Here is a 19689-nt window from a genome sequence, read left to right as displayed (position 1 = left end):
ACATAAAGTCGGGCCTGGGGTCGGGTTGAATCCGTTCATTACCAGTTCATGGCGGTTATCTCGGTGCGAAGGTGAGAAGCGGCGAGGGGTGCGAACACCCCTCGCGCCGGGCGGTGATCAGGCCGACTTGTTCTGCAGTGCCTTGATCAGCACGTCTGCCGCAGGACCAGACGAAGCAGGGTTCTGGCCGGTGATCAGCAGACCATCGGTGAGGACGTACGAGCCCCAGTCCGGACCTTTGGAGTAGACGCCGCCCAGTGATTTCAGCTCGTCTTCCACCAGGAAAGGCACCACGTTGGTCAGGCCGACGGCTTCTTCCTCGCTGTTGGCAAAGCCGGTGACCGTCTTGCCTTTAACCAGCGGCGTGCCGTCGGCGTTCTTCACGTGGCGCAGCACGCCAGGGGCGTGACATACGACAGCGACGGGCTTGTTGGCGGCGATGAACGACTCGATGAGTTGGACGGAATTTTTGTCTTCAGCCAGATCCCACAGCGGGCCATGGCCGCCAGGGTAGAACACAGCGTCGAAATCTGCCTGGGACACGCTGTCGAGGCGGACGGTATTGGCGAGCAGGGCTTTGGCGGTTTCGTCTTTCTCGAAGCGACGGGTCAGGTCGGTCTGGAAGTCAGGCTCATTGCTCTTCGGGTCCAGCGGAGGCTGACCGCCTTGTGGCGACGCCAGAACGATTTCGGCGTTGATGTCGCTGAACGCGTAGTAGGGCGCGGCCAGTTCTTCCAGCCAGAAGCCGGTAGGACGGCCGGTGTTGCCGAGGGTGTCGTGGGAAGTCAGAACCATAAGAACTTTCATCGGGTATTTCCTTTTCGATTTAGGTTTGAGACTGCCGGGCAGCCAAAAGGTAAAGCGTCATTCACTTGGATTAATAGACTAGTCGTCTAGTTCAGCGGCAAAACGAAATTCACTTGGCAGCTTTTATGATCAGGTCAGCCACGGCGTTGGGATAGGCCAGCATCGCAACGTGGCTTGAAGGGACTTCGATGGAATCGGCGTGCAGGCGCTGCACCTGATCGCGCTGCAGTTGTGGCGAGATGATTTGGTCATGGGTAGCCACGACAAAGTAGGAAGGAACCTTGTGCCAGGCAGCGTGGGGAATTGGCTGGCTCAGCGCTTTGATGTTCAGCGCGCCTTGGGTCGCGGCGACGAGTTTCTGTTCGGCGCGGGGCAGATCAGGGGCGAAGAATTTGGCGACGCCTTCGTCGCTGACTTTCACGTAGCCGTCTGCATCTTTGACGAAGGAGGCCTGGCCGGGCATGTCGGGATAGCCTTTAAAGGCATCGAATACTGACAGGCCATCATCCGGGGCGTAAGCGGCGACGTAGACCAGCGAGCGGACTTTGTCGTTGACGCCAGCGTCGGTGATGACCGCGCCAGCCCAGGAGTGACCCACCAGAACCACCGGGCCTGGAGCAGCGGCAATGGCGCGGTTGGTGACAGCGACATCGCCTTCCAGGGAATCCAGCGGGTTCTGCACTGCCACCACATTGAGGCCGGCTTTTTCCAGCAGCGGAATCACTTTGTTCCAAGAGGAGCCGTCGGCGAAAGCGCCGTGGACCAGCACTACAGTCTTGGCGGTCAGGGGAGCGGCAGGGCGGTCTTGGGCTGACGCGAATCCAGCGGCGGCGAGCAATGTCACGGCAGTGGCGAGAGCGGTGATCGTTGTTCTGGTTTTCATCACGTCAGTCCTTGTGGTGGCGGGTTAATGTGGGTACACCTTACCTCTGAGTAGACCAGTCGTCTAGAGGTATTTTCAAATTATTTCAGGAGCCCTTTTTGACGTGCTTGGCAGTGGAGGCGGCGAAGGTATAAAGCCGGTCTGGAGAGACCGGCAGGCGCTATGCAGAAGAGGAACGAAGACAAAGAGAGCGGCGGGACATTGCGGGGCGCTGATCAGGTCAGGCGCAGAATCACGCGCGTGGTTGCCATGGCTGTTTCGAAGGGCGCGAGGCTTCTTTCGATCTTGACCATCACACTGGCGCCGACCCAAAGCTGGTACAGGCTTTGCGCAACGGCGTAAGGGTTCTCGCAGGCGGGCAGCGAGCCGTCGGCAATGCCAGCCTCAATCGCGCTGCCGAGCCGGTCGGTAATCCCGGCCGTGCCGCGCTTGAGCACGGCGCGCATGGTTTCCGACAGATCGGCCACTTCAACGCCGAGCTTCACGGCGAGGCACTTGCCCTGGCATTCCTGGAACGACTGGGTGTCTTGCCAGACCCGCCAGTAACTCATCAGGCGCTCGCCCATGGGCAGGCCGGGCTCGCCGAGGATGCGATCAATATCCGCGAGGTAGTCGTCGAAGTAGTGCTCAAGCAACGCCTCGCCGAAGGCATCCTTGGAACCGAAGTAATGATAGAAGGAGCCTTTCGGCACGCCCGCCGCGGCCAGAATTTCGTTCAGGCCTACGCCGGAATACCCCTTGGCGGCCATGATGCGTTGGCCGACGTCGAGGATTCCTTGACGGACATCAGATGAACCACGTGTTTGGGGAGTATTCATGGCTCGGAGAATACATCCTAGTAAGTCGGTCTACTAGCGGATTCTGATGGACGATGTGGTCGTGTGTCGGCGGGGCCCGGCTCGACACGACAGCTTTAAGCCCCATCGCCGTCGTGTCGCTGCGGTTATAAAGCGCGCCTGCCCGCTAAACCTGATCCACCGCTTCAGGCACCCCCTGATCTTCGCCCAGAAACCCGCCGCTCTGGTGATGCCACAGCCGCGCGTACGTGCCGTTCTTGCTGAGCAGTTCAGAGTGGGTGCCTTGTTCGATGATGCGCCCGTCGTCCATCACGATGAGCCGGTCCATGGCCGCAATGGTCGACAGCCGGTGGGCGATGGCAATGACGGTTTTGCCTTTCATCATTTCGTCGAGGCTTTCCTGAATCGCCACTTCGACTTCCGAATCCAGGGCGCTGGTGGCTTCGTCCAGCAGCAGGATCGGCGCGTTCTTCAGCATCACGCGAGCAATGGCGACCCGTTGGCGCTGGCCGCCCGACAGCTTGATGCCGCGCTCACCCACCAGCGTGTCGTAGCCGCTGTGACCATGCTTGTCGCTAAGCTGGCTGATGAAGCCGTCGGCCTGGGCGTTGGCCGCAGCGGTGTGGATTTCCTCATCGGTGGCATCAGGTCGGCCATACGCGATGTTGTCGCGAATGGACCGATGCAGCAGCGACGTATCTTGCGTGACCATGCCGATGGCGCTGCGCAGGCTGTCTTGCGTGACCTGCCTGATGTTCTGCCCATCGATGCGAATCTCGCCGCTGTCCACGTCATAGAAGCGCAGCAGCAGATTGATCAGCGTGGATTTGCCGGCGCCTGAACGTCCGACCAGCCCGATCTTCTCGCCGGGGCGGATGGCGAGATTCAAACCCTCCAGCACCTGACGCTCGCCGTTGTAGTTGAAGCTGACGTTGTCAAAGGTCACGGCGCCGCCGGTGGTCTTCAACACGGCTGCATCCGGCGCGTCCTGCACTTTAGGGCCCTGAGTCAGGGTCGCCATGCCGTCCTGCACCGTGCCGATGTTCTCGAACAGCGAGGTCATCTGCCACATGATCCAGTGGGACATGCCATTGATGCGCAGCGCCATGGCGGTAATCGCGGCCACCGCGCCGGTGCCGACGTCACCCTGATGCCACAGCCACAGGGCATAACCGCCTGCGCCCAGAATCAGCGCGACGACCAGTGCCTGATTGACGATCTCGAACTGGCTCACCAGACGCATTTGGCGAAAGCCGGTCTGCTTGAAGTCCTCCATCGCCGCACGCGCAAACTGCGCTTCGCGTTTGGAGTGGGAGAACAGCTTCACCGTGGTGATGTTGGTGTATGCATCGGAGATCCGCCCGGTCATCGACGACCGCGCGTTGGCCTGCTCCTGACCGACTTTGCCCAGGCGCGGCACGAAGTACAGCATGGCCAGGCCGAACAATACGATCCAGGCCATGAACGGCAGCATCAGCTTCAAGGCGAAACCGCCGGCCAGCGCGATGATCGCGATGAAATAAACGCCGATGCCGGGCGCGATTTCGATCAGGGTGAACAGCACGTCTCGCACCGCCAGCGCGGTCTGCATCACCTTGGTGGTGACCCGACCGGAGAACTCGTCTGAGAAGAACGACAGGCTTTGCCGCAGCATCAGTCGGTGAAAATCCCAGCGCAGCCGCAGCGGCAGGTTGATCGCCAGCACCTGGTGCTGAACCATCGTGCGCATGGCCACCAGCCCGATGCTGATCACCAGCACAATGCCGATGCCCCACAGCGCTCGACTTTCCTCGCCCGCGGTGGCGCCGCCGTCCTTCCAGGTCGAGAGCAGGTCGACCACTTGCCCGAGGAACGAGAAGAGCCAGGCTTCGTAAAGCGATACACAGGCGCTGAGCACCGCAAGGGCGAGGATATAGCCACGCGCTCCACGGGTGCAGGCCCACAGAAAACGCGCCAGACCTACGGGTGGCGGCGGTGCTTCGTCGGGTGGGAAGGGGTCGAGCCGTCGTTCAAATACGCGCAGCATGAGGGTCTCCAAAACTGTCCAGTGGCGCAGATTCTGCCATTGAATGGCTAACTTGAGGGTTCGAGGCTTTCGCGGGTGGGTCGTTCCGCCCGATTGCGAGACGGTCTCGCGGCGTCCGGAACGCCAACATGACGGCTGAAGATCGGCAGTCGGTGACTGCCGGTAAGTGATCGCTCAACAGATCCCGTGCTAACTTCCCGGCCGTTTTCTATCATGCGGACCTTCCGTCCGTACGCGCATTCAGGTCCACCGACATGACACACATCTCCGAACGCCTTCTGGTCCAAGCGCACCTGGACGCCAAACAGCCCAAAACCCTGAGCCCGGAAGAGGAGGCTGAGTACCGCCGTTTGATCGCCGCCGAGCTCAAGGCTCAGGACGCTGTGCTGGTCGCTCACTACTACTGCGATCCGGTGATTCAGGCGCTGGCGGAAGAAACCGGCGGTTGCGTTTCGGATTCTCTGGAGATGGCGCGATTCGGCAAAAACCATCCGGCGAAAACCGTTTTGGTGGCCGGGGTGCGTTTCATGGGTGAAACCGCAAAAATCCTCACTCCCGAAAAACGCATTCTGATGCCAACCCTTGAGGCTACCTGCTCGCTGGACCTTGGTTGCCCGGTCGACGAGTTCGCTGCGTTCTGCGATCAGCATCCCGAGCGTACCGTGGTGGTTTACGCCAATACCTCAGCCGCTGTAAAAGCCCGTGCTGATTGGGTGGTGACGTCCAGCTGTGCGTTGGAGATCGTCGAGAGCCTGATGGACAACGGCGAGAAAATCATCTGGGCGCCCGACAAGCATCTGGGCCGTTACATCCAGCGCGAAACCGGGGCCGACATGCTGCTGTGGGACGGCGCCTGCATCGTGCACGAGGAATTCAAGTCCCGGCAGCTTGAGGACATGAAAGCGTTGTACCCGGACGCTGCCATTCTGGTGCACCCGGAGTCCCCCGAGTCGGTCATCGATCTGGCTGACGCCGTGGGCTCCACCAGCCAGTTGATCAAGGCCGCACAAACGCTGCCGAACACCACCTTCATCGTCGCCACCGATCGCGGCATCTTCTACAAGATGCAGCAGCTGTGCCCGGACAAGGTCTTCATTGAGGCACCGACCGCAGGTAATGGCGCCGCATGCCGCAGTTGCGCCCATTGCCCGTGGATGGCGATGAACACGCTGGCGCGCACGCTTCAGTGTTTGCGCGAAGGTACCAACGAAATCTTCGTCGACCCGGCGGTTATCCCTCACGCCGTTCGGCCGTTGCAGCGCATGCTCGACTTTACCCAGGCGGCACGGATGAAGAGCTCTGGTAACGCCTGATTCACAGCGGCAAGCGGCAAGCCGATTTGCTGCGTTCCACCTTGCAGCTTATGGCTTGCCGCTTGTAGCTGACTTCAGTTCATCATGTCCTTCACCGCCCGCTCCTGAGCAATGATTTCCTGCTGCCGCGCGTCGATGCGTGAGGCCAGCTGGAAGTTGTTGTTCGCCCGTCGCTTGGCAAATTCAAGCTGTTGAATCGCCTGCTTGAAATCGCCCATCAGCGCGAAGTATTCGGCACGGGCCTGGTGCAGGCCGATGGTGTTGCCCGACAAACCACGGGTATCCGCCACCTGATTCCAGATGTCCGGATCGTCCGGGCGGCTCTTCAACAGAATCTCCAGAGACTTCAGCGCTTCCGGCGCCTTGGACTGCTTGAGCAGGACGTCGACTTTCGCCTGATTGAGCGGGTAGTTGTCCGGGTACAGGTTCAACATCCGGTCCACCCGCTGTTGAGCATCGGGCAGGCGATTGTTGGAGATGTCCAGATTCACGGCGGCGAGGTTGTAGGGAATGTTGTCCGGCGCCTTGTCGAGCAGGGGCTTCAGCGTCTCGCGGCCCTCATTCAGCTGACCCGCTTTGGTCTGGGCCAGTGCCAGACCGTAGCGAGCCGCATCGTTTTTCGGGTTCTCGGCCAGTTGCGCACGGAAACGCTTGGCCGCCATGCCCGGGGTTTCTTCGTATATCAGCACGGTGCGTGCGCGCATCAGTTGATACGCAGGGCTGTCTTCCTTGCCGCCGGGCTTGGCTTGCTCGGCGCGGTTGCGCGTGTCGGCAATACGGGATTCGGTCACCGGGTGGCTCATCAGGAATTCCGGTGGCTTGGCGTCATAGCGATACTGGCGCGCCAACCGCTCGAACATGGTGGGCATGTTGCGCGGATCGTAGCCGGCCTTTTCCAGATTGAGAATGCCGATGCGGTCGGCTTCTGCTTCGTTTTGCCGGGAGAACCGCGCCTGCTCCTGAATCGCGGCGGCCTGGGTGCCGGCAATCGCGGCAATCCCCGCATCCCCCGCGCCCGCTGCGGCCATGACAATACCGGCGAGCATCGCCGCCATCACCGGCACTTGCATGCGCTGCTGCGCCTGCACGCCCCTGGCGAAGTGCCGTTGCGACAAGTGAGCCAATTCGTGGGCGAGGACCGCGGCGTATTCGCCTTCGGTCTCGGCATGGAGGAACAACCCGCCGTTGACCCCGATGATCCCGCCGGGCGCTGCGAAGGCGTTGATCTCCGGCGTGTTGATCAGAATGAATTCGAGCCGGCGGTCCTGCACCTGGCTGGTTTCGGCCAGCCGGTAGACCGAGGACTCGACGAAGTCCTTGAGCAGCGGGTCGGACAGCTGCGCCACTTCAGAGCGCAGCAGCCCGAGCCAGGCACGCCCCAGGTCATGTTCTTGCTGGGGAGAAACGATGGATGAACTCGCGTCGCCGAGGGAGGGCAGGTCATCTTCTGCGAAGCTCGGCGCTGCCAGCAGGCATGCGAGGGTCAGCAGCGTGGGGCGCAAAAAATTCATGCACGAAACTCTGGGGCAGAAAGGCGCCACTGTAGCTGGCTCGATGGCTTGCTGACCAGAGTGGGGTATTCTGGAAAACTTGTAAGAATGTTCTTCCGCCTGACTGCTTTTATGCGAGGGCGGATGTGTCTATCCGGAGAGAAACGATGTCTGACGCTGTAGGACACCCCGCACCCTGCGATGCAGAGCTCGACGCCAGCGGCCTCAACTGCCCGCTTCCCTTGCTCAAGGCCAAGATGGAACTCAATCGTCTGGCCAGCGGCGCGGTCCTCAAAGTGACGGCCACCGATGCAGGCTCGCAGCGCGACTTCCGTACCTTCGCAAAACTGGCCGGGCACGTGCTGCTCCACGAAGAAAACGCTGACGGCATTTATCGGTATTGGCTACGCAAGGCCTGAGCGTTTCTGACCCCTCGCAACCCCCTTAGGATTCTTGATGTTCAAAGTGCTTCGCGACTGGATACAGCGCTACTTTTCCGACGAGGAAGCGGTAGTGCTGGCAGTGCTGTTGGTTCTCGGATTTACCGTTGTTCTCACCCTCGGCGGCATGCTTGCCCCGGTGCTGGCCGGACTGGTGCTCGCCTTTCTGATGCAGGGGTTGGTCAACCTGCTTGAACGCCTGCGGGTCCCGGAAGGTGGCGCAGTCGGACTGGTCTTCGCGTTATTCATGGGGGCGCTGGCGCTGTTTTTGCTGGTTCTGGTCCCACTGCTGTGGCGACAGCTCATCACCTTGTTCAACGAATTGCCCGGCATGCTCGCCAAGTGGCAGTCGTTGCTGTTGCTGCTGCCGGAGCGTTATCCGCATCTGGTGTCGGACGAACAGGTCCTGCAGGCCATCGAAGTGGCGCGCGGCGAGGTCGGAAAGTTCGGGCAATGGGCGCTGACGTTTTCCCTGTCCAGCTTGCCGCTGTTGGTCAACATGATGATCTACCTGGTGCTGGTGCCGATCCTGGTGTTCTTCTTCCTCAAGGATCGTCGGATGATCAGCCGTTGGGCGAGGGGCTATCTGCCCCGGGAACGTACGCTGATTACCCATGTGGCCGAGGAAATGAATCGGCAGATCGCCAACTACATTCGCGGCAAGGTCATTGAGATCTTCATCTGTGGCGGGGTGACGTACATCGCCTTCGTGACCATGGGGCTGAATTACTCGGCGTTGCTGGCGATGCTGGTGGGGATTTCGGTGGTCGTGCCGTACGTGGGCGCAGTCGTGGTGACGGTGCCGGTGGCGTTCATCGCGCTGTTCCAGTGGGGCTGGAGCGATCAGTTCATCTATCTGATGGTGGTCCACGGCATTATCCAGACCCTGGACGGCAATGTGCTGGTGCCGCTGCTGTTCTCCCAGACCGTGAGCTTGCACCCGGTCGCGATCATCTGCGCCGTGCTGTTGTTCGGAGGGCTATGGGGGTTCTGGGGGATTTTCTTTGCGATTCCGCTGGCGACCCTGTTCAAGGCCGTACTGGACGCGTGGCCACGGAACGAACCGACGGTGGCGCCGTTGTTATAGGCGTTGCCTCGCTTTTTGTAGGAGTGAGCTTGCTCGCGATCGGCGTCGTCATGGTCAACCTACGATGACTAAACGGCCCCCGATCGCGGGGAAGCTCAGGCCTACATTATGGCGATCAAGCCTTGTTCAGCGCCTTGGCTGCTTCCAGCACCGCCGCCACATGCCCCGGCACTTTCACGCCGCGCCACTCTTTACGCAGCACACCGTCCTTGTCGATAAGGAAGGTGCTGCGGTCGACGCCCAGGTATTCCTTGCCGTACAGCTTTTTCAGCTTGATCACATCGAATAGCTGGCACAGCGATTCATCTTTGTCCGAAATCAGCTCGAACGGGAATTCCTGCTTGGCCTTGAAGTTCTCGTGGGATTTCAGGCTGTCCCGCGAAACACCGAACACCACCGTGTTGGCGGCCTTGAAGTCGGCGTGATGATCGCGAAAGCCCTGGCCCTGGGTGGTGCAACCCGGGGTGCTGTCTTTCGGATAGAAATAAAGAACGACTTGCTGACCTTTGAGCGCCGACAGGCTGACCGCCTGTTCGCTCGTGGCCTGCACCTGAAAGTCGGCAACCGCTTGGTCGAGTTCTACAGCCATTCGAGACTCCTTACATCGGTGCTTGAGGGCGCCATGGTTCGATCAGCGCATCGAGATTGAGTGCGTCGGCGAAGTCCAGGAACTGGTCACGCAGCCAGCTGATCTGGGTACCGGCCGGCAATGTCACGGTGAACGTCGCGTTGAGCATGGTGCCGCCGGTCTGTGGGGCCTGATAGGTGTCGCAGATCAGGTTTTCCAGCTCGACGTTGTGGTCGATGAAGAACTGGCACAGCTCGTTGATAATGTCCGGGCGATACGCCGAACTGACGTACGCCACGTAAGGCAGGGCTTCCGGACGGTTTTCCAGCGAAGCACTGCGCACCACATTGACGGTGAAGGCGTGTTTCTTCGCCAGGTTGGGCAGGCCGGTTTCCAGACGCGCCAGGGCGTCCCAGCTGCCGGAGATCTGCAGGATCAGCGCGCTGCACTCACCGTGGCGAGTGAGGCGAGAGCTGACGACCGAGCAACGGCTTTCGTTACTGGCGCGGCACAGGACGTTGGTCAGCTCCATTGGGTTGGCGCCAAGGGCACTGATGACAAGGAATTGTTCGCGAACTGTGGGGATGGATGACATGCAGCATTCCTAAACGATGAGCGGTCGGTACGCAGCAGGCCTGTGCCGGCGGGCTCGACGGACGAAGGCATCGTGATGTCGCCCCGACCCGCAGCCGTCAATCGCGGCCATGGGCCTGTCATGGCGCGCGATAACGACGCAGGGCGGGGTAAGTGACGACAAAATCGAGCAGTCGAACGAGCCGGGCAGATGACCCGTACCGATCAAAGACCGAAGGGTAGCGAAAACCGGCGCCGAGGGGAATGCTCGCCTTGTGCAAGGATCATGGCGCCAGTACCATTACCGCTCTCTTTTTCCGGCAGGAGCGGTTTGCATGATTGCGGGCAGTATGGTGGCACTGGTCACACCCATGGATGCACAAGGTCGTCTCGACTGGGACAGCCTGAGCAAACTGGTGGACTTTCACCTGCAAGAGGGCACCAACGCCATTGTTGCCGTCGGCACCACCGGTGAATCCGCGACGCTCGACGTCAACGAGCACATCGAAGTCATCCGCCGCGTGGTTCAGCAGGTCGCTGGCCGCATTCCGGTCATCGCCGGCACAGGCGCCAACTCCACCCGCGAGGCGGTCGAACTGACCACCAACGCCAAGAACGCCGGTGCCGATGCCTGCCTGCTGGTCACCCCGTACTACAACAAGCCGACCCAGGAAGGCTTGTACCAGCACTTCAAGCACATCGCCGAAACTGTCGACATCCCGCAGATTCTGTATAACGTGCCGGGCCGTACCGCCTGCGACATGTCAGCCGAAACCGTTATCCGCCTGTCGACAGTCAAAAACATCATCGCCATCAAGGAAGCCACCGGAGACCTGCAGCGCGCCAAGGATATTCTTGCCGGCGTGAGCAGCGACTTCCTGGTCTATTCCGGCGACGACGCAACCGCCGTCGAGCTGATGCTGCTGGGTGGCAAAGGCAATATCTCGGTCACCGCCAACGTTGCGCCGCGCGCCATGGCCGATCTGTGCAAGGCCGCGATGGCCGGTGACGCGGACACCGCCCGCAAAATCCATGAAAAACTGATGCCGCTGAACAAGACCCTGTTCATCGAATCGAACCCTATTCCCGTGAAATGGGCCCTGCATGAGATGGGTTTGATGCCAGACGGTATTCGTCTGCCGCTCACCTGGCTCAGCGAGTCCTGCCGCGAGCCGCTGCGTCAGGCCCTGCGCCAGTCCGGTGTATTGGTCTAATGAGGAAGCATTACGCAATGAAGCGACTGGCCGGACTTTCCGCACTAGCCTTGATTATCTCCAGCACCAGCGGTTGCAGCTGGCTCTTTGGCCAGGACGGTTACTTCCGCGATCGCAGCAGCGATTACCTGGAAGCGACCCAGAAGCCGCCGATGCAATTGCCCGAAGGCGTTCAGGAAGTCAAACGCCTGGACCCGTTGCTGCCGATTCCGCGCAACGTCGCCGATGACACCCAGAAGGGTGAATTCACCGTGCCGCGTCCGCAACCTCTGACTACTGCTCAGGACTCCGGCGACTACACGCTGCAGAAGAGCGGCGACAACCGCTGGATCCTTGCCCAGCGCGCACCGGCTGAAGTCTGGCCCGTGGCGCATCAGTACTTTGAAGACAACGGCTTCCGCATCGCTGAAGATCGTCCGCAAACCGGTGAATTCAACACCACCTGGCAGCGCATGGACGAACTGTCCGCATCGGTTGCCAAGCGCATGGGTTCGAGTGGCGATGCCGCCAACACCGAAACCCGCGTCCGCGTTCGCATTGAGCCTGGCGTGCAGCGCAACACCAGTGAAATCTATGTGGTCAGCGTGCAACGTCCGGCCGGCAGCCGCGATGATCCTGCATTCCCGTCGCGCAGCACTAACGTCGGCCTCGACTCCGTGCTGACCGACGACATGCTGGCAAGCCTGACCCGTACGGCCGAGAAGGGCGGTTCGGTGTCCCTGCTGGCGGCGCGTGATTTCGACACCCCAAGCCGAGTTTCCCTCAGCGAAGACGGCAGCGGCAACCCGGTGCTGAACCTGGGCGCGGATCTGGATCGCGCGTGGTCGAGCGTCGGTCGTGCGCTTAACCAGGGCGACTGGCGCGTTGAGGACATCAACCGCAGCCTGGGTCTTTACTACATCAACCTGGCGGAAAAAGCCGACAAGCCTGAAAACAAGCCTGGCTTCCTCAGCCGCGTGTTCGGCAGTGAAGAGTCCAAGGAAGAGAAGGAGGCCCGCGCCGAGCGCTATCAGGTCCGTCTGAGCAAGGTCGGTGAAAACGTTCAGGTCACGGTCGAGAAGAACATCAACACCGTTGCGCCGACTGAAGTCGCTCGTCGTGTGTTGAGCGTCATTCAGGACAACCTGGGTTAAGTGCGCTTCGCGGTTCTGGGCAGCGGCAGTCGCGGCAATGCCACGCTGGTTGCGAGCAACGACACGTATGTGCTGGTCGATTGCGGTTTCTCCCTGCGGGAAACCGAACGGCGGCTCGACAGGCTGGGCGTCAGCGGCAAACAGCTCAGCGCCATTCTAGTGACCCACGAACATGCCGATCATGTGCATGGCGTGGGTTTGCTGTCTCGGCGCTACGATGTGCCGGTGTACCTCAGTGACGGCACGCTGCGCGGCATGCGCAAGCCGGTCGAAGCAGGGCTTCGGCTGGTGGGCGGGCAGGGTCTGCGCATTGGCGGTCTGGGCATCGACGTGGTGTCGGTGGCCCACGATGCGCTGGAGCCCACGCAGTTTGTGTTTAACGACGGGCGCCGGCGCTTCGGCCTGTTGACCGACCTTGGCTCGTATTGCCCGACGGTGCTCGACAGCTACCGCGGGCTCGACGCGCTCATGGTCGAGTCCAATCACTGTCGCGATCTGCTTGCCCGGGGTCAGTACCCGTACTTTCTCAAGCAGCGGGTGGGTGGTGATCACGGTCATTTGAACAATCATCAGGCTGCCAGTCTGGTGAACGAGCTGGGATGGCAGGATCTGCAGCACTTGGTGCTGGCCCATCTGAGCAGCAAGAACAACCTGCCGCATCTGGCCCGGCAATGTTTTGTCGACACCCTTGGGTGCGACGAGGACTGGCTACAATTGGCCGATCAGGATTCAGGGCTCGACTGGCGCGAAATCGCCTAGCGTCCCAAACGGGCGAATCGCCCCCCACTATTCAGCAAGATTCAGCAAGCGGAGCCCATCATGGAAAAACGTGAAGAACTCTACCGCGGCAAAGCCAAGTCGGTTTACAAGACCGATGACGCTGACCGCTTGATCCTGGTGTTCCGCAACGACACCTCGGCGTTCGATGGCAAGCGCATCGAGCAGCTTGACCGCAAAGGCATGGTGAACAACAAGTTCAACGCCTTCATCATGCAGAAGCTCGAAGCCGCCGGCATTCCGACCCAGTTCGACAAACTGCTGGGCGACAACGAAGTGCTGGTCAAGAAGCTCGACATGATCCCGGTCGAATGCGTCGTGCGTAACTACGCCGCTGGCAGCCTGGTCAAGCGCCTGGGCGTGGAAGAGGGCATGAAGCTCAACCCTTACACGTTCGAGCTGTTCCTGAAGGACGACGCCAAGGGCGACCCGTTCATCAACGACTCCCACGTCGTCGCGTTCGGTTGGGGCACCGCCGAGCAACTGGTTCGCATGAAAGAACTGTCGCTGAAGGTCAATGAAGTCCTGAGCAAACTGTTCGACGACGCCGGCCTGCTGCTGGTCGACTTCAAGCTTGAATTCGGCGTCTTCAGCGACGGCTCGATCGTCCTGGGCGACGAGTTCAGCCCGGACGGCTGCCGCCTGTGGGACAAAGAAACCCGCAAGAAAATGGACAAGGACCGCTTCCGTCAGGGTCTCGGCGATGTCATCGAAGCCTACGAAGAAGTCGCCCAGCGTCTCGGCGTACCGCTCTGATCCAATGCTTCAAGCGCAAAATGCTGCAAGCATCTGAAAGAACGCGAAAAAATCCTTAAAAAGGGTTCGCGTTCCTCGAACGAACTGTTATGATGCGCGCCGTTGGAGAGATGCCGGAGTGGCCGAACGGGACGGATTCGAAATCCGTTGTACTGGCGACAGTACCTAGGGTTCAAATCCCTATCTCTCCGCCATACATAGAAAAACCCCGTAATTCAATGAGTTACGGGGTTTTTTCGTTTCTGGTTCTACTACTCGTTTCTACTACTCAAAATTGCGCATGTGAGTGCTAGCGTTATGCCTTCTATCGCCTACACTTAGGGTTTATTCCTTTAGCAAGGGGTCGCTATGTACTTCGAAATTTATCAACAAGCTGGCCAGACCCTTCTAGGTGAGCAATGGAGATGGCGTCTGAAGGCGGCTAATCATCAGGTTATCGCCCAAGGAGAGTCTTATCACAATAAGCAGGATTGCCTTGCGGCTATTGCTCTGGTCATGGATACAAATCGGAGTACTCCAGTTAGACAGGCCTGACCGTGAATTTTGCTGTCGTCGTTTAGGTACCCCTATGTACGCAGGCGGTCTGCCCCTTCCCGGCTGATAGTGACGTCAGAACACAAATATGGAGCAAGGAATGATCCGAAATATCGTTGCGGTTGGGGTATTTGGTTTCTCAGGCCTAGCCGTCGCTCAGTGGGGCGACGTGGAGTATTCCGCAACGCTTAAAAAGGAGTACATCTACTGCGGCAGTCAGAAGGCGCTTGATGACTTTGGAGCCTTCGCACAAGACGGTGACGAGGACGGTGCAAACAAGATGGTTAGTGACGGTAAATGTCGTATCAGCTCGGGAATGAAGGTGCGAGTGTTCCAGGAGAATGACTATGCTGCTAGCTTCCTATCGCCCAGTGGGAAAGCTTTCTACACCTATAGAAAGTGGTTGAAGAGATAGGAAAAAAGCTGCTGACCAGCGAAGGTGGAAATGCGTTAAGTACGCGAATGAAAAAGCGAATTTGCATCCTTTTTAAATCGGCAAATATGAGGGCTCTGGGGTGGCTCACTGGCTATCCCCGGCAGGGAGAGGGTCGAGGCCCTAGAACGTCTCAGAAGGGTGGAAAAGCCCCGACAATAGCCCATTTCGACTTAGGGAAAGGTGATACCTAGGCGTTGAACCAATCGGCTCACTGTCATGGGGGTGAACTCAGCACCACGGCTAGTCTTGATCGACTGATTGTTGAGATAGGCTGCTACCCCAGCGAGAGTTTTGATTCCGTCGAAGCTTGCCGCCTTGATGTGGTTCTTAACAGTCTGAGCGTAAACGTCTGCCTTCTCTATCTTGGCTGCTGTTGCTGCCTTAGGTCCGACCTTATGGGCCTCCTTACGACCAGCATCACGCCGTTCAATCTTAGCCTGAGCCGACATATCCCCATTTTCAGCGCGTTGCTTCAGCGAGCCTAGAGCGTCTTTGGTACGTTGGCTGATGAATTCTCGTTCCTGCTGTGCGAGTGCGGCGTAAATGTGGAGTTGGAAAGCGTCGGCGTCGGGCATCGTCGCAACCTTGAAGGAAGCCCGTTTCATCAGGCCCGCAATGTGTTCAACATCACGAGAGATACGGTCAAGTTTTGCCACTACGAGGATTGCACCTGTCTCTTTAGCAGCATTCATTGCCTTGATGCATTCAGGGCGATCTGTTGGGGCGATGGTCCCTGAGGCGGTATCTACGAATTCCGCGATGATCTCCCAGCCTTTCGTCTTAGCTGCAAGGGCGATGTAGTCACGCTGAGCTTCCAGACCCAAGCCCGACTCGCCTTGCTTGACTGTGCTGACTCGAAGATAGCTGACTACTTTCATGGTGGTGATTCCCGTCAATTAGTGTTGATGGACTCATAATATCACAATGCTGACGAACGTCAACGGAATGATAAGCCTGTGGCTTTATCTTGCTCACGAATTCTGATGATGGCAATCTGCTAAAAAACCAAGACAGGATGCTGCAATGAAAGACGGGATCATTCGCCTCAACGACTATCTGTGCTACCTCGCCATCGCAATCGTCACATACCTCGGATATGCAACCTACGGCATGTTTGGAGGGCTCGGGGGGTTCGTAGTCGGTGCAGTGCTTGCAGGTTTTTGGCTTGTGCTGAGTGGCATCTATGACGAGTTAAGGAAGGTGACTGCTTCAAAAGGGCTGTGACGCTCACCGATCAAGCACGAGCCTTCGAGCCTCAAGGATACTGACCCGGTCGTGTAAATGATTGGTGGAGGTATCCAGTCGCTCTGACAGGGTGTTTAACCGCTTCTCGGCGTAGCTGGCCTGCGAAAGCTGGATGGTCTGCAAATGCCCCACATCGCGGGCTAGGTTTGATACCTGCACGATTGCCGCGTCAGCTAGGGTGATCGTGTGAATTGTGAAAACCAGCGTAGAGACTGTCATCAGCGTCATTGCTGCGTTGAGCATGATATTTATTCTTGTATTAATTGTTATTTCTCGTTGTTGTGGAGCGGGGAAGCATTGTGCTTGACTGTCAAACTATCGGCGTCAATGAATATGCGGTGTTTAGAGATGAAGAGGGCCGGTAAGACCCCCTGTCTCTGTTAGCAACGTTCCTGCTTATTGCTTGTTTGGTGGAAACCGCTCAAGAAAAATTTCCATAGTTTTATCAACTTTAGGCTTTGTGACCTCTAGCATCATATCGACATATGCCTGTACCTCTTCCTCTGTGAGCTTAGGTTTTACAAACGATGCGGCAGCAGGTAATGCCTGACTAGCACTAACAGAAAGCTTCGCATCTCGGGCCCTAAAAGCGCGTTCAATACCTTTCATAAGAGACATTTACTGTACCTCCTTGGCCGATGATAGGTTATCGAAGTACCGCTGTGCTTCCGCTGCTGCCTCTGCTCGCAATTTCGCCTCCTTGTCTGCTTCTTTCTTAGCTTCCTTATCCTTCTGAGCTTGATACAGCTGCTGTTCTAGAATAGCTTGCTGGCGCTTCTTTTCTTCCTCCAGCTCACTGAGATATAGAGCCTTGGTTTGCTCGGCCACCTGTTCCAACAGCTCCTCAATATTAATTTTGAGCAGATAGACAGTAAGCGAAATGGTTGATTCCGGCTTGTGATACTCAGAAAGTGTACGACCTTCTTTAAAAAGGGTTTCTAGCTGAGGCATGAGAATAGAGGTCGGGGCCGAGAATCGATCTACTGCACCGTAGCTACGGAGGAAATTGAACTCAGCGTTGGCGAGGCGTTTGTCCAAAGCTTCCTGAGAGAAGACGAAGGTTTGCAGGGATACGTGTTGTTGAGTAGTAGTCATAATATTGATCCTTATTGAGCGTTCATTAGTGATTTGAGGATGGGGCTAGACTTGATTAGGTCTTTGGTTTGTACATCACCTGTCTTGCTGAATTTCTTCAGTAGCTTGTAGGCAGCAATATCAACGCCATCAGCCTGTACGACATTAATGTTATTTAGCTTCAGCATTTCTACTGATTGTTGATCGAGTAGTGCAAGGCTGGTGAGTCCTGCATTGGATACAAACATTTCTTTCATTGTTATTTCCTTCTTTTGGTTTTATTGGGCAATAGCTGCCCACTGTCTGCTCTAATGAGCAAATTGGTTTGAGTATCAGTTGATGACTTTTGCAAAGGCGGGAAAAACATCTTGCGGGACTTCTATCGAAGATCCCTTGCGTCAAAGTCGCTGCGCTCTTTTGACTTACTGTAACCCTATTCTAAAAAAGACTACGCAAGACTGTCACCGTGTCACCTTAACTCTGGACCCTATATGGAAAGCCGCTTGCAGCGGTGACACTATGACGTAGTTGCTGTCACCCTATCTGTCACCTGTCACCATTTCGAGTTAGAACACGCCTTTTGCAAGCCTGTCTTCCAGCTCTTTTGCCGTCGATTCCGCTGACAAGCCGTTTTCAAAACCGAGCGGTGTGATGTAATAGCGTTGAAGCTTGGTCCGGCGTTGCTTGCAACCAACAGCTAAAAGTACCCCTGCGACCGCAATGTCTGTTAGTGAGTGATCAAACTCATTGGAGAAGGAGTCTTTGATGCCCTTGACAGTTAATACCATGCTCTTTTCCACCATTTCGGTTAGCAACTCTTCCAGCTTGTCAGCGCTGCTAAAGCCCATGAGTTCTTGCTTTGGCACCGTCATTGGCGGGGCGTCCGTAGCGTGGTATTTGCTCAGATCAACCTGTTCGATAAAATCACGAACGAGTTGCATACCTCCCTCGTGAATAAGCCAAGGTTTCAGTGTCCCATTGATGAATGCGGCTGTTTCCTGCACCGACTCGTTATGACGAATAAATGCCGGAATCCAGAACCTGCGATCACCCTTTTCTAGAACCAACGGGAGGTGGTCATTGCTCGTGATGATAAAATTTAGGTAATTGTCAATTGTGACTGTCGGTTTGTGCTTGCGATGTAGTGGGATGGTTGCATTACCTTGAAAGCTTTTAAGCGCATCGGTGGTACTCTTTTTGCTTTTGTACACCTCATCAATCAGAGCCAAGGTTTTTCCTTCGATTACATCGTTGAAGTCGCCTACAACGTCTTTCAGAGCGCATACACACACTGATGACCGACCTAGTAGACCAGACAGCAGGGTTTCCACTAGAAAGCCCTTACCGACGCCGTGTTGACTACGGAGAACCGGCGTAGCAATGATGCGTTGCTCTGGTTTACGAACGACGTGGGATAGCCACCATCCAAAATAACGACGCTCTAGGTCATCAGGAAACCATCGCTCCAGGAATTCAATGAATGGTGCTACCTGTTCCCGTGTGACCTTCTGACCTGTAGGCTGAATCATGGGTGCTTTCCACAGGTTGATCAGCCCACCGGACAGCACAGGACCGCCGTTAGGCTGAAAACCTTCGCCGTAGGCCCAGGGCAAGCAACCTAGAAGGTATGCGGCGTCATGCTCACTCCCGCCTTGCTGCTTGTAATAGTGGGCGACGATTCCTGCATCCCCTTGGTCAATGCCTGTGATCAAATCTCTAAATCGTGCATATGAGTTTTGGGAAGGGACACGGACGAAGCGTATCTGAACAGCTTGGAGAGCGGATGTATTACTGTTTTGGATTACTGCGTTGGTCATTGGTATTTACCTCGATAATTGGGTTTTTGTTTTCAAACAGCGCGTTGTACAGGCCGCTAATCATTAAGTTGAGTTGATGGTTTGTGCTTGTGTTGCCGTAGTGTCCCATGATCTTCAATAGCTCAGACGAAGACCGTTCATTGAGATGTACTCTCATCAAGTGTTACCTCTTCATATTTATAGTTACGGTTGGGGTGTTGCTGCTCAGCGATTAGCTGTTGAATCAATTTAAGTCCATATATTGGACCCATGCCCGGTGCTGCTTTTTGTCTAAATCGGTGAAAGGCTTTGTAACAGGCCGCAGACCCACATAGCCAAATTGCTTTTTGTCTCTCTGATGTATAGCTGATTCCACACCAGATACAACATCGTCTTATTTTTGCCATAGAAAATCCTTCAACGATCTGAATGTCTAATTAGTAATATTTAGGAAAAACAAAGGGCAGTAGCACTGCCCTAAAAATCGCTATAGCTTTATGCTGTGCGAAAGGAACTACAATTGCTGTAGTTCTAAACGTGAGCCGGCAGTTGAAGAACGGCAGGCGCACGAAAGCCGACTTGAAGGAAATTAGACTTCTTGTCGGTAATTACGAGGACTTTGGGAACCCAGCTAAAACTCTTTGGGTATATATAATTATATACGTCCTAGTGCTAATTTAGCAACTAATATTTAGCTAAAATCAATAAATAGCGAAAGTAAGCGATAAGCGGTATGTATG

23 protein-coding genes and 1 tRNA gene are annotated in these 19689 nt (G+C 56.9%); 11 read left to right on the top strand and 13 right to left on the bottom strand.

The window, feature by feature from the left end; genetic code table 11:
- Positions 1 to 117: 117 nt before the first annotated feature.
- The 4 genes from IFT47_RS03280 to IFT47_RS03265 all read right to left on the bottom strand — a co-directional run bounded on the left by IFT47_RS03280 (position 118) and on the right by IFT47_RS03265 (position 4513).
- Positions 118 to 807 (bottom strand): type 1 glutamine amidotransferase domain-containing protein, encoded by a 690-nt coding sequence (locus IFT47_RS03280; protein ID WP_192170872.1) that lies wholly within the window; start codon positions 805 to 807, stop codon positions 118 to 120.
- 109 nt (positions 808 to 916) lie between these two features.
- Positions 917 to 1690 (bottom strand): alpha/beta fold hydrolase, encoded by a 774-nt coding sequence (locus IFT47_RS03275; protein WP_192170873.1) that lies wholly within the window; start codon positions 1688 to 1690, stop codon positions 917 to 919.
- Between the two features lie 215 nt (positions 1691 to 1905).
- Positions 1906 to 2508, bottom strand: coding sequence for a TetR/AcrR family transcriptional regulator (locus IFT47_RS03270; protein WP_192170874.1), 603 nt, complete (start codon positions 2506 to 2508; stop codon positions 1906 to 1908).
- A 145-nt stretch (positions 2509 to 2653) separates the two neighbouring features.
- Positions 2654 to 4513, bottom strand: a complete 1860-nt coding sequence (locus IFT47_RS03265; RefSeq protein WP_192170875.1) for an ABC transporter ATP-binding protein — start codon at positions 4511 to 4513, stop codon at positions 2654 to 2656.
- 254 nt (positions 4514 to 4767) lie between these two features.
- On the opposite strand from IFT47_RS03265, the gene nadA reads away from it, so the two are divergent.
- The gene (gene nadA, locus IFT47_RS03260; protein ID WP_192170876.1) at positions 4768 to 5826 is read left to right on the top strand and encodes a quinolinate synthase NadA; all 1059 of its coding nucleotides are present in this window, start codon (positions 4768 to 4770) and stop codon (positions 5824 to 5826) included.
- Positions 5827 to 5900: 74 nt separating this feature from the next.
- Here the strand turns inward: nadA and IFT47_RS03255 are convergent, their stop codons facing one another.
- Positions 5901 to 7337: a M48 family metalloprotease gene (locus tag IFT47_RS03255; protein WP_065986750.1), complete on the bottom strand. Its 1437-nt coding sequence runs from the start codon at positions 7335 to 7337 to the stop codon at positions 5901 to 5903.
- Between the two features lie 146 nt (positions 7338 to 7483).
- On the opposite strand from IFT47_RS03255, the gene IFT47_RS03250 reads away from it, so the two are divergent.
- Positions 7484 to 7735, top strand: a complete 252-nt coding sequence (locus IFT47_RS03250) for a sulfurtransferase TusA family protein (protein WP_192170877.1) — start codon at positions 7484 to 7486, stop codon at positions 7733 to 7735.
- A 37-nt stretch (positions 7736 to 7772) separates the two neighbouring features.
- Entirely contained in the window at positions 7773 to 8843 is a 1071-nt protein-coding gene (locus IFT47_RS03245) for an AI-2E family transporter (protein ID WP_133772851.1), read from the top strand.
- Between the two features lie 115 nt (positions 8844 to 8958).
- On the opposite strand, the gene IFT47_RS03240 is transcribed toward IFT47_RS03245, so the two are convergent.
- On the bottom strand, positions 8959 to 9432 hold the full coding sequence (locus IFT47_RS03240) for a peroxiredoxin (RefSeq protein ID WP_192170878.1): 474 nt from the start codon (positions 9430 to 9432) through the stop codon (positions 8959 to 8961).
- Positions 9433 to 9442: 10 nt separating this feature from the next.
- Entirely contained in the window at positions 9443 to 10006 is a 564-nt protein-coding gene (locus IFT47_RS03235; protein ID WP_037014004.1) for a glycine cleavage system protein R, read from the bottom strand.
- 313 nt (positions 10007 to 10319) lie between these two features.
- On the opposite strand from IFT47_RS03235, the gene dapA reads away from it, so the two are divergent.
- The 7 genes from dapA (at position 10320) to IFT47_RS03200 (ending at position 14813) form a co-directional block, all read left to right on the top strand.
- Complete coding sequence (gene dapA / locus IFT47_RS03230) at positions 10320 to 11198, top strand: 4-hydroxy-tetrahydrodipicolinate synthase (RefSeq protein ID WP_192170879.1); 879 nt, start codon at positions 10320 to 10322, stop codon at positions 11196 to 11198.
- Between the two features lie 17 nt (positions 11199 to 11215).
- Positions 11216 to 12331 carry an outer membrane protein assembly factor BamC gene (gene bamC, locus IFT47_RS03225; protein WP_192170880.1) on the top strand — a complete coding sequence of 372 codons (1116 nt, stop codon included), beginning with the start codon at positions 11216 to 11218 and terminating at the stop codon, positions 12329 to 12331.
- Positions 12332 to 13090, top strand: a complete 759-nt coding sequence (locus tag IFT47_RS03220) for an MBL fold metallo-hydrolase (RefSeq protein WP_192170881.1) — start codon at positions 12332 to 12334, stop codon at positions 13088 to 13090. It begins immediately after the preceding gene.
- 60 nt (positions 13091 to 13150) lie between these two features.
- Positions 13151 to 13864 carry a phosphoribosylaminoimidazolesuccinocarboxamide synthase gene (gene purC / locus IFT47_RS03215; RefSeq protein WP_192170882.1) on the top strand — a complete coding sequence of 238 codons (714 nt, stop codon included), beginning with the start codon at positions 13151 to 13153 and terminating at the stop codon, positions 13862 to 13864.
- 104 nt (positions 13865 to 13968) lie between these two features.
- Positions 13969 to 14058 (top strand) — tRNA-Ser (locus IFT47_RS03210).
- A 154-nt stretch (positions 14059 to 14212) separates the two neighbouring features.
- Positions 14213 to 14398, top strand: coding sequence for a YegP family protein (locus IFT47_RS03205; RefSeq protein WP_192170883.1), 186 nt, complete (start codon positions 14213 to 14215; stop codon positions 14396 to 14398).
- 100 nt (positions 14399 to 14498) lie between these two features.
- A complete protein-coding gene (locus IFT47_RS03200) occupies positions 14499 to 14813 on the top strand; it encodes a hypothetical protein (RefSeq protein WP_192170884.1) in 315 nt (104 codons plus the stop codon).
- Between the two features lie 191 nt (positions 14814 to 15004).
- On the opposite strand, the gene IFT47_RS03195 is transcribed toward IFT47_RS03200, so the two are convergent.
- Positions 15005 to 15712, bottom strand: coding sequence for a recombinase family protein (locus IFT47_RS03195; protein WP_192170885.1), 708 nt, complete (start codon positions 15710 to 15712; stop codon positions 15005 to 15007).
- 145 nt (positions 15713 to 15857) lie between these two features.
- Here IFT47_RS03195 and IFT47_RS03190 point away from each other — a divergent pair, with 145 nt between their 5' ends.
- Complete coding sequence (locus IFT47_RS03190) at positions 15858 to 16058, top strand: hypothetical protein (protein ID WP_192170886.1); 201 nt, start codon at positions 15858 to 15860, stop codon at positions 16056 to 16058.
- Positions 16059 to 16061: 3 nt separating this feature from the next.
- Here the strand turns inward: IFT47_RS03190 and IFT47_RS03185 are convergent, their stop codons facing one another.
- The 5 genes from IFT47_RS03185 to IFT47_RS03165 all read right to left on the bottom strand — a co-directional run bounded on the left by IFT47_RS03185 (position 16062) and on the right by IFT47_RS03165 (position 18970).
- Complete coding sequence (locus IFT47_RS03185; protein ID WP_192170887.1) at positions 16062 to 16322, bottom strand: hypothetical protein; 261 nt, start codon at positions 16320 to 16322, stop codon at positions 16062 to 16064.
- A 153-nt stretch (positions 16323 to 16475) separates the two neighbouring features.
- Complete coding sequence (locus tag IFT47_RS03180; RefSeq protein WP_192170888.1) at positions 16476 to 16697, bottom strand: hypothetical protein; 222 nt, start codon at positions 16695 to 16697, stop codon at positions 16476 to 16478.
- Entirely contained in the window at positions 16698 to 17174 is a 477-nt protein-coding gene (locus IFT47_RS03175) for a hypothetical protein (protein ID WP_192170889.1), read from the bottom strand.
- Between the two features lie 11 nt (positions 17175 to 17185).
- Complete coding sequence (locus tag IFT47_RS03170) at positions 17186 to 17410, bottom strand: hypothetical protein (RefSeq protein WP_192170890.1); 225 nt, start codon at positions 17408 to 17410, stop codon at positions 17186 to 17188.
- 309 nt (positions 17411 to 17719) lie between these two features.
- Positions 17720 to 18970 (bottom strand): primase-helicase family protein, encoded by a 1251-nt coding sequence (locus IFT47_RS03165; RefSeq protein ID WP_192170891.1) that lies wholly within the window; start codon positions 18968 to 18970, stop codon positions 17720 to 17722.
- Between the last annotated feature and the right edge of the window lie 719 nt (positions 18971 to 19689).

The organism is Pseudomonas sp. CFBP 13711 (assembly GCF_014842265.1).
Lineage (GTDB): Bacteria > Pseudomonadota > Gammaproteobacteria > Pseudomonadales > Pseudomonadaceae > Aquipseudomonas.
The sequence above is the reverse complement of the archived record's forward strand: the minus strand, read 5'-3'. Positions and strand labels throughout refer to the sequence as shown.